Source organism: Chitinophaga sp. (genome assembly GCF_036569125.1).
Taxonomy (GTDB): domain Bacteria; phylum Bacteroidota; class Bacteroidia; order Chitinophagales; family Chitinophagaceae; genus Chitinophaga.
The window spans coordinates 1-9,428 of the sequence record NZ_DATCRF010000221.1 but is presented as its reverse complement, the minus strand read 5'-3'; the positions used below and the strand labels follow the sequence as shown (position 1 = coordinate 9,428).

Below are 9,428 nucleotides of genomic sequence, written 5' to 3'. Positions count from 1 at the left end.
TTAAATTTAAAAAATACTGATGCCAGCCTGCCAGCCTATCCATGCGGCAATTGAATTACCTATTTTAAAAGAGGGATAGTGCGCACCAAAGTCGGTGGACTTATTCCCCGCTTTATCATCAGTACAAATAGCTAAAGAGGGCCCTGCAAACAGGCTGATTCGTTTGGATAATTTAATGTTGAGAGAAGGTTGCAAACGGAAAATCTGGGCATCCCAGTCCCAGGCGTCGAGGAAAACAGTCTGCTCCGTAATTTCAGCGGCTAAAGACAGTTTTTTATTGAATGGAATAATTTTTCCTATACCATATCCCAGCGACCATGCCTTACTGTTCCCCCTCAGGTCCGCGCCGCCCTGCAGGATGCTGTAAAGCTCACTGCGGCCTGCCTTCCAGGCAATATTAAAAGGCATCACATCAGTACTGAATAATACTACTTTCTTATACCCTTTACGCACAATATTGATGATACCGATGCTATATCCGTTCACTGTATCTGCAATATTCACCAGGCCAATCTGCACCCCATCCATTTGCTTGGCGTAGTTGAAAATGCTGGCAATCTGTACACCTTTCATCACCCCACGGTTGATATTGCCCACACCTGCAAGCTGGGCGCCGTAGGCATTCTCCCTGTTGTAGTTGCCTATGCCGCTGAGTTGCAGCCCATCCAGGTTTTTACCGTTATAGGTGAAGGCGCCTGCTACCTGCCAGCCCTGTGTATAACCGCGGTTAATACCGCCTATACCGCTAACAGATACCCCCTGCATATTTTTACGCACCTGGCCAATAGCGCCGGTGAGCTGCACTCCTTCCATACTGCCCTCCGTGATATTACTAAAGCCCGCTACCTGCACGCCCTTCATAGAGTCCAGCACATTGTTGTGAAACCCTGCCAGCTGTACACCTTTTGTTTTTCCGCCTACTATATTTACCAATCCCGCTACCTGTACATGCTGCATATCATTTTTCACGATATTGAATGCAGTGCCTATTTCCACGCCATCTACCCCTGCGGCATAACCACCCAGCATATTCACGGAAAACTTATTCACTACCTGCCCGCTCATCCGGCCATGTGTGCCCAGGCCCGGTGTAAGCGATACCTGGTAAGGCTTATCAGCCAGGAAGCCACCGATGTTTAAACTGGTTAGCTTCTGGCGGGAGGAGAGGAATGCGTTTCCAAACCAGGTTTTTTCTACCCTTGTATGCCCGGTAATATCTACCACTTTCAACTGATAGGTAGCAGGAGCAATACTTACCGCTATCTCCTGGTCATAGCCGGTAGTAAGCAACAAAGAGGTATCGGCATAGAGGTCCTTACTAACACTAATGGCTGCGGTAGGATATTTATCCTTTAACCGCAGCCTGAAGTAACCGTCGTTGTTTGTTAAGGTAGAAATGAGTTGCTGTCGTTCATACACACTCGCGTTGGGTAGCCGTTGCCCCGTTTTCCGGTCCGTGACCGTCCCGCTGATCAGGTAGTATACCTGCCCCTGCGCTTTTTTCAGCAGGATGATATAATTTCCTGATTCTTTATATATAAAATCACCGTTGAATAAAATATCGAGTACCTGTTTTACACTTTTATTTTTTACAGAGATGTTTACCAGGCTGTCCTGCGGGAGGATAGTACTGAGATATGAAAAATAAAAATTTCCCTGTTTGCTGATCGTAGTCAGTACTTCAGAAAGCGGCCGTTGCTTTGCTTCGATGCTAACCGTTTTATTAAGCAGCTGCTGTGCAGCCAGTGGTAATGAAAAACAACAAACAAATAAAAAGGTCAGCAAATGCTTAGGTGGTAACATACAGTACGAAGGCTATTATTTCAGTATAATTTGTGATCCCTGTTTTTCAACGGCAATCTCATAAGTAAGCCCGATCACTTTTAAAGTACTATCCAGCGAACTGTTGGTAAAGGTAGAATTAATCTGTAAATCACGTTTATCGTTGTTGGCGATAACGATGTTTACTCCATATGCTTCATTGAGGATCTCCACCAGTTTCCACAAAGGAGTATTATTGCATACAAACGTCTGGGTGCGGTAATAGTTATACAGCTCATCTGTATTGTTTTGTTTGCTGGGCGCTTCCTGCTGCTCGGTGACCACTGCTTTCTCATGTTGTTTCAGCTGCACGCTGTTTTTATTCTTTGTTACTTCCACTGCGCCGGTTTCCACAATTACTTCTGTTTTGCCATGCGTGCTTTTAACATTGAAAGAAGTACCCAATACCCTTACCGTCACATCATTTACTTTGATCACAAAGGGCTTGCCCGGGTCCTGTGCCACGTTAAAGAATGCTTCCCCTTCCAGTTTTACAGAGCGTTGTTTACTATTGCCTGCGTAGGTAATGGTAGATTGTTTATTCAGCGTTACCTGTGAGCCATCCGGCAATACATCCTGTTTGATCTGTTCTCCGGAGCTTACTATCAGCGGGGCATTGCGTTGTTGGGAAATATACCAGGCGCCGGCAGCGCCAATCATGATAAGGAGTACTGCTGCAATGCGGAGAATGGGCCGCCAGGAAAAACCGGTATCCATTTTTACAATGCGGGGGGTATTTTCGTTGGCCCCTACCCGTTGCTGAAAGCGCGACCATGCGTCGTTTTCATTCACCGTGCTTACGGCAGCCAGTTTCCTGCTTTCTTCCCATATCAGGCGAAAGTGCTCAAAGTAGCGCTGATGCTCTGCTTTCTCCGCCAGCCATGCAGTTACAGCTGCTTTCTCGGAGGGTGTGGTGAGATCCAGCAGGTGCTTTACCAGCAGGTCGTCATTTATATGTGTAGATGTATTTTTCACAGATGCACTTTTACAGGTGGAGCAAAATTATTAACAAAGGCAGGAAATCCACCAGGTTGAGTCGTAGTAAGCGCAACGCTTTGCCCATCTGGTTTTCCACAGTTTTTATAGAGATATCCAGGCGATCTGCTATTTCCTGGTATTTCAGTTCTTCGAAGCGGCTGAGCTGAAAAACAGTACGGCATTTTTCCGGCAGCGTCATCAAAGCTGCTTCCAGCTTCTCTTCCAGTTCACGCAACATTACCTTACCCGATGCATTGCCAATATCCTGGTCGTTGTTCATCTGGTATCTGGTATGCGCCTGGTGGGCTGCTTTTACTTTCTGATGCCGCAGGTAATTAATACATTCATGATACACCGCGCGGTACAGGTATCCCGAAACAGATTGCTTTATTTTTATATCACCTGATTTTTCCCATAGTTTACAAAAGACATTCTGTACCATCTCCTCTGCCATCACTTCGTCTTTTAATAATGTACATGCATAGGCATGCAAGCCTTTAAAATGAGTTTTAAAAACCTGTTCAAACGTTAATGAGTTTTCTATTACCGGCGCTGCAGTATTACCCGGATTTATAAATTCCATGCCTAGGGTTTGATATCTAACGTCAAATATAATTCCTTCTGCCAATTGAACTGATTTATTATACGACACCTTGCTGCCTCTTTACCCCTATGCGGAATTTGTCCTGGAACGCTGATTTAGATGATTACGCTGATTCCACTGATTTTATTTTTTGAGGTTCTTGTTGATGGTTGTTTAAACTAATTATTTGTTGTTTATACATTATTTATATATTTAATTAAATATAATATTTTTGAAAAAAGATCAGTGAAATCAGCGAAATCATCTAAATCAGCGTTCCAGGACAAACTCCGCGTTACTTTAACATTACTTTATATTCGTGTTAAAGAATATTTCACAACTGGACTATTATCATTGTGGAAATTATCCCGGATGAAATATATCTGTACACTTTGCATTTTACTGTTAGGAAAAACTGTTCTTCTGGCCCAATCCAAAACGGGCTATATCAATTTTCAGCAAATGATTGCGATGATGCCGGAAAGTAAACTGGCAGGAGACTCACTGAATATTTTACAGGAGAAGTTAAATGCAGACGGGCAGCAGCTGGTGGCCGAGTACACGAGAAAAGTGACGGAATTCGACAGCACACAAAGCAAAATAAGTGATGCCCTGAAAGAAGTAAAGCTTAACGAGATCAAATCATTATCTGCCAATATCCAGAAGTACAAAGAGATGTCTGAACAGGCTATGAATAGCAGGGAGCAGCAATTGCTGGCGCCCATCCTGGATAAGGCAAAAAAGATATTAAGGGCGGTAGCTAACGAAAAGGGCTACACGCTGGTGATTGATAACTCCAGAGACGCGGTATTAGTATCCGCAGAAGCCGATGACCTGATGACAGCAGTGAAGGCGAAGATGGGGATCAGGTAAGAGGGCATTTGAATATTTAGTTATTTAGTTATCTGACTGGTCTTCTTGTCTGATGAATCTTCCGCCATTCTTATTTTCTGATGATACAGATGGCCGGCAAATAATTAAATAACTAAATGTCAAATGTAAAATAAAGAGCTATATATGTAAACCGTGCGCCAGCAGGGTTTTCCACTTAGGATTACTGCGAACAAATTCCGCTACTTTTTTACTGGAAGGTACCATACGGATATTCTGTGCAGAAATTTCCTCCATTACTTTTCCCAGCATCATTGGTAACACACCTTGTTTTTCCAATACCGGCGGCACTTCCGCCCCGGTCAGGAAAATACGGGTTCCATTCCTCTCATAAATTACTTTAGCCAGTTGTCCCGCAATATGCGCTTCAAACTGCCTGGCCTCTTTGTTGTCAATGATTTTAAAATCCTTCATGATCATTATTATTTTTTACATGATGTTTCCAGTGGTAGCATACTAAGGGAAGTATCTGTTGCAAAGGGAAAGTTGAAATAAGATAGTACGAATGGTATTAAAATACCCTAAAAAAGCCGATTCCGGCTGCAAATATACTAATAATATAGCAGAAAACCGTGAAACAATAATATGTAAAAATAGCTAATACTTAAAGTAGTTGGCAGGCAAGCCTTTAATTGGCAACCTCACGTGAAACACACTACCACTAAGGGGATATTCATCGAGCTGTGCAGCAGTCATATGCTCCCTGGCGGTGGTAATCAACATCTCGTCCATTCCCGGTCCACCGAAAGCACAGGAAGATACATGCGGAGCCGGTATCTCCACCTTTCCCAGCAGTTCACCTGTTACGGGGTTCCAACGATATACCCCATAGCCGCCCCAATGGGCAATCCATAGCATGCCTTCACTGTCCGTCGCCATTCCATCCGGCCAACCCAGTTCCGGCGGAATATGTATCGCTACCCGCGAAAATGCAATGGCGCCTGTTATTTCATCATAACTGAATTCCTGTACTGTACGGGTATGCGTATCATTGTAGTACATCTTATCTCCTGCCCATACCAGCCCGTTGGAAATGGTAACACCCGCCAGCTTCAGCTCCGGCTGAGCCTTTCCGTTAATACAATAAAGATTGCCCGTTCCCTCTTCCGGCGGCATCTGCATGGTACCAATCCATAACCGGCCTGCAGGATCACATTTGCCGTCGTTGCAGCGTACCTGGCTGCGTTCCTCCAGTATGGCGATACGCCGGCCCATTCCCTGCTCCGGGGAAAAAAAGGCTATGCCGTCTTTTAACCCGGCCACCAGTTCATTCCTTCCGGCTACCGGCGCCAATGTGGTTACATAGCCACCGGTATTAAACTTTTGCTGAAAGCCGCTTATATCCCGCATATAAATAGTAAAGCCCAGGATATCCACCCAGCACCAGCTGTTCCTTTCCGGCCACCAGCAGGCGCCTTCGCCCAATTCACAGGCTAATGCCGATAACAGGGAGGCCCGGTATATTTTCATACTCATCATTATTGGTTTGATAAAAAGCTATGCAGCTCATCATTTCGGTATATCACAATATATAGTTTTGCCTGCTGATAATGTATATTGCAGCGGGTAATGATTGTTAATTCCAACTTCTTTAACTCCATCTATGAATATTAAAGTATTTGAAAAGCTCCGCTCAGAAGGACTGATAAACGACACGGAGCTTGCAGCGGTGAAAACTGCAGAAGATCAGCGGCTGTTCTCCCTCCACTGGGAAATCAAAACACTGCTTTATTTAGGCGTATTGCTGCTAAGCGGCGGCTTAGGCATCCTGATCTATAAAAATATAGATACCATTGGCCACCAGGTGATACTGCTGATCATTGGCGCCATCAGCGCCGGTTGCTTCGGCTACTGTATCCGGAAAAAAGCACCTTTTTCATGGGAGAAAGTAAATTCACCCAATGCCTTTTTCGATTATGCGTTACTGTTAGGCTGCCTCACCTTTGTTACCTTTGTAGGCTACCTGCAGTTCCAGTACACTGCATTTGGCACTGCTTATGGATTAGCCACCTTTATTCCGCTGGCGGTGCTCACGGTAAGCGCTTATTATTTCGATCACCTGGGGGTATTGTCTATGGCCATCACCAACCTGGCGGCCTGGATGGGTATTGCGCTTACTCCTTTCCAGGTGCTGTCGGCCAACGATTTTGGCAACGAAAGGCTTATCTACACAGGCGCCATACTGGGTGTGCTCCTGCTTTCGCTGGCATTTATATCTGCCCGGAAAAATCTTAAAAAACATTTTGCCTTTACCTATCAGAATTTTGGCGCGCATATTATTTTCATTGCCTGTGTGGCTGGTATGATGGTGTTTGATACTGGCTGGATGGCCTGGTTCGCGTTTATGGCGGTTATTGCTTATTTCCTTTTCCAGGAAGCATTCAAAGAACGCTCCTTTTACTTTGTACTGATCACGGTGCTGTATAGTTATGTAGCTATAAGTATTGCAGTGGTGCGCATGCTTATTTTAACAGACGATATTGGCGGTGTATATCTCGGTCTGTTGTATTTCATTGGCTCCGCCATTGGTGTAATTGTGTTACTGATCAACCTCAACAAAAAAATCAAACATGCTCGCGTATAATTCCACTACCCTCGATAATCTTGAAATAAAAGAAGAAGCAGAAAAAGCGTTGCGTAAAAACTGCATAGAAGTTGCTACCTACAAGGCCATTGAGGCTGCACACCCGGTAAATTTTTATACGCCTAACCCGGTAATTAAGATCGGGCTGTTTATTCTTACCGTGGTAATCGTTTGCTTTTCGCTCGGCTTGTTATCACTGATGATGCTGGATTTTCTCCGGAATGAAGACGGTTTTGCAGGATTATGCATCTTCGCCGGACTGGTATGTTATGGTGCTCTGGAGATGTTTATCAGGGAGAGGAAACTATTTCGTGCAGGCGTTGACGATGCCCTGCTGTGGGGAGCCGTTTTGCTGATTTGCAGCAGTATGGCTATAGTTGGGCACATTTCTGCCACTACCATTTGCTTTGTGGTGTGCTTCGTTACATTGCTGGCTACCTTACGCTTTGCGGATATGATGATGGCTGGTATAGCCTATCTTGCTTTTGTTGGCTTTATATTCTCTATCGCCATTGAGTTGGGGCCTGTTGTCAAAATCATTATGCCTTTTCTTATCATGGCAGTATCCATCACCGCATACATTGCTGTAAAGAAAATATCCGCATATCATTTCAGCAGGCATTATAAACATTGTCTCACCGTTTTATCCGTGCTGTCTTTACTCACGCTTTACCTGGCGGGTAATTATTTTGTGGTAAGAGAGCTGAGCAACAGGATGTTTGATCTGCAACTGCAGGAAGGGCAAAGCATTCCCGGCGCCTGGTTCTTCTGGATCTATACGGCGGTTGTTCCGGTAGTATACCTGTGGCTGGGCATCCGTAAAAAAGATGCGGTGCTGCTGCGCACCGGGATGATATTGCTGGCAGCTATCGTATTTACCGTGCGGTACTATCACAGCGTGCTTCCGCTGGAAACAGCCATGGTGATTGGCGGCCTGGTACTTACCGTTGGCGCCTGGGCGTTGATCCGTTACCTGAAGGAACCCAAACACGGGTTTACTTACAAGGAACCGGAAGATCCATCCCTGGCAGATAAATTAAAACTGGAATCCCTCATTATTGCGCAAACCTATGTGCCGGGCGCCCAGCCTGCTACAGGCAACGATATACAGTTTGGCGGCGGTTCCGGTGGCGGCGGCGGCGCCAGTGGGGATTATTAAATGAACTTCTATCCAGTGCCATGAAAGGCCCGTAAGCGCTATCTCATTATTAGATGAACTATATGTACAGCCTCTCCGTATTCCGGAGAGGCCTGCTTAAACAGGCTCCTTATAAAGAAATTTGGTTTCCCGGGCATAAAACCCGGCTACGGGAAATATCACTTTCCGGCAAATATATCCTGCCAATTAAAAATCCTTTCACTTGCGGGCATAAAAAAAGCCCGACTGGATGATCAGTCAGGCTTTAGAGCGAAAGACCGGGCTCGAACCGGCCACCCCGACCTTGGCAAGGTCGTGCTCTACCAAATGAGCTACTTTCGCAGATGTATTAAGAACTTTATAAAAAACTGGAGCGAAAGACCGGGCTCGAACCGGCCACCCCGACCTTGGCAAGGTCGTGCTCTACCAAATGAGCTACTTTCGCAGGTATTAAAAACTTTGTTATTTTAAGAACTCTTCCCGTTGAACCGCATTCTTCCGTTTGCTTTGCCCCGTGGCGTTTTCGTTGGGATTGCAAAGATAGGAAACGGACTGAAAACACAAAATTTTTTTTGGAGTTTTTCGGGATTTTTTTTGCTCACCACTGTATAACAATTTGCTGAAATACAAGAGGGAAAAGCGTTTCATTAAAAAATCAGTAATACTTTTTATTTACATTGTTCCCGCTACCGTCGCTTTGCGGATAACAACAGGCTTCTTCTTCGATTTCTTCCGTTTACCCCACCATACATAAAAACCTGTTACAGGTAAAGACGCACAGATCAGGCTGATAACAAATGCCAGGATCTTTCCGGGCAGCCCTCCGATAGCGCCTACATGAATATCGTAATTCATTTCTATTAGCCGCTCTCCCCTGTTCTTGTGCGAATCATTCCTTCTTCCGAGGAAAGCGCCGCTATACCGGTCGAATGTCAGTTGATCAGTTCCGTAATACGTTTCCACACTTTTATTCCCGGTAACAGTGATCACACCCTTAGGGCTTTCATTTGCATAAATATAAAAGCGCTTGGCCTCTTTCAGCATGGGCAACGCCTTGCTATAGGCTATGTCCAGCGGGTTGCTGCCTGCCTGTACCGTTGCCGGGGCCGACTCGTACTGCTTTACTTCAGGAGGCGTGGTGGTACCGGAAGCCACTACATATACGGTAGCCTCAAACCATTTAAACGCCCATACCATACCGGTAAATGCAATAACCAGCGCTACCAGCATGGCATAAAAGCCCAGTACATTATGCAGATCGTAATTGACCCTTTTGAAGCCGGCTTTCCATTTAATTTTGAAGCTTTTGTCGCGGTTGGCTTTATTCCACTTTTTAGGCCACCACATGATCAGCCCGGTGATGAGCAGGATCACAAAAATAAAGGTGCTCCAACCTACAATGGGTTGCCCGTACTTATCGTTCAGCAACAGGC

Annotated in this window: 9 protein-coding genes and 2 tRNA genes; 3 read left to right on the top strand and 8 right to left on the bottom strand. The window is 45.2% G+C overall.

Features of this window, described 5'->3' with window-relative positions; all coding sequences use genetic code 11:
• Positions 1–6 precede the first annotated feature (6 nt).
• The 3 genes from VIM87_RS07900 to VIM87_RS07890 are packed head-to-tail and all read right to left on the bottom strand — an operon-like array spanning position 7 to position 3,427.
• On the bottom strand, positions 7–1,803 hold the full coding sequence (locus VIM87_RS07900) for an STN and carboxypeptidase regulatory-like domain-containing protein (RefSeq protein ID WP_331996458.1): 1,797 nt from the start codon (positions 1,801–1,803) through the stop codon (positions 7–9).
• A gap of 15 nt (positions 1,804–1,818) precedes the next feature.
• A complete protein-coding gene (locus VIM87_RS07895; RefSeq protein ID WP_331996457.1) occupies positions 1,819–2,796 on the bottom strand; it encodes a FecR family protein in 978 nt (325 codons plus the stop codon).
• A gap of 10 nt (positions 2,797–2,806) precedes the next feature.
• Positions 2,807–3,427, bottom strand: coding sequence for an RNA polymerase sigma-70 factor (locus tag VIM87_RS07890; protein WP_331996456.1), 621 nt, complete (start codon positions 3,425–3,427; stop codon positions 2,807–2,809).
• Between the two features lie 327 nt (positions 3,428–3,754).
• Here VIM87_RS07890 and VIM87_RS07885 point away from each other — a divergent pair, with 327 nt between their 5' ends.
• Positions 3,755–4,255, top strand: coding sequence for an OmpH family outer membrane protein (locus VIM87_RS07885; protein ID WP_331996455.1), 501 nt, complete (start codon positions 3,755–3,757; stop codon positions 4,253–4,255).
• Between the two features lie 138 nt (positions 4,256–4,393).
• Here the strand turns inward: VIM87_RS07885 and VIM87_RS07880 are convergent, their stop codons facing one another.
• Both VIM87_RS07880 and VIM87_RS07875 read right to left on the bottom strand, forming a co-directional pair.
• On the bottom strand, positions 4,394–4,687 hold the full coding sequence (locus VIM87_RS07880) for a GNAT family N-acetyltransferase (protein ID WP_185937270.1): 294 nt from the start codon (positions 4,685–4,687) through the stop codon (positions 4,394–4,396).
• A 183-nt stretch (positions 4,688–4,870) separates the two neighbouring features.
• On the bottom strand, positions 4,871–5,743 hold the full coding sequence (locus tag VIM87_RS07875) for an SMP-30/gluconolactonase/LRE family protein (protein WP_331996454.1): 873 nt from the start codon (positions 5,741–5,743) through the stop codon (positions 4,871–4,873).
• A 133-nt stretch (positions 5,744–5,876) separates the two neighbouring features.
• On the opposite strand from VIM87_RS07875, the gene VIM87_RS07870 reads away from it, so the two are divergent.
• Positions 5,877–6,857, top strand: coding sequence for a DUF2157 domain-containing protein (locus tag VIM87_RS07870; RefSeq protein ID WP_331996453.1), 981 nt, complete (start codon positions 5,877–5,879; stop codon positions 6,855–6,857).
• Positions 6,844–8,016, top strand: coding sequence for a hypothetical protein (locus VIM87_RS07865; protein WP_331996452.1), 1,173 nt, complete (start codon positions 6,844–6,846; stop codon positions 8,014–8,016). The genes VIM87_RS07870 and VIM87_RS07865 overlap by 14 nt, the downstream gene beginning before the upstream one ends.
• 248 nt (positions 8,017–8,264) lie before the next feature.
• Here the strand turns inward: VIM87_RS07865 and VIM87_RS07860 are convergent.
• The 3 genes from VIM87_RS07860 to VIM87_RS07850 form a co-directional block, all read right to left on the bottom strand.
• A tRNA-Gly gene (locus VIM87_RS07860) sits at positions 8,265–8,337 on the bottom strand.
• A 27-nt stretch (positions 8,338–8,364) separates the two neighbouring features.
• Positions 8,365–8,440, bottom strand: a tRNA-Gly gene (locus VIM87_RS07855).
• Positions 8,441–8,667: 227 nt separating this feature from the next.
• Positions 8,668–9,428, bottom strand: a 761-nt coding sequence (locus VIM87_RS07850; RefSeq protein WP_331996451.1) for a PepSY-associated TM helix domain-containing protein, incomplete at its 5' end; no start/stop codon positions are given.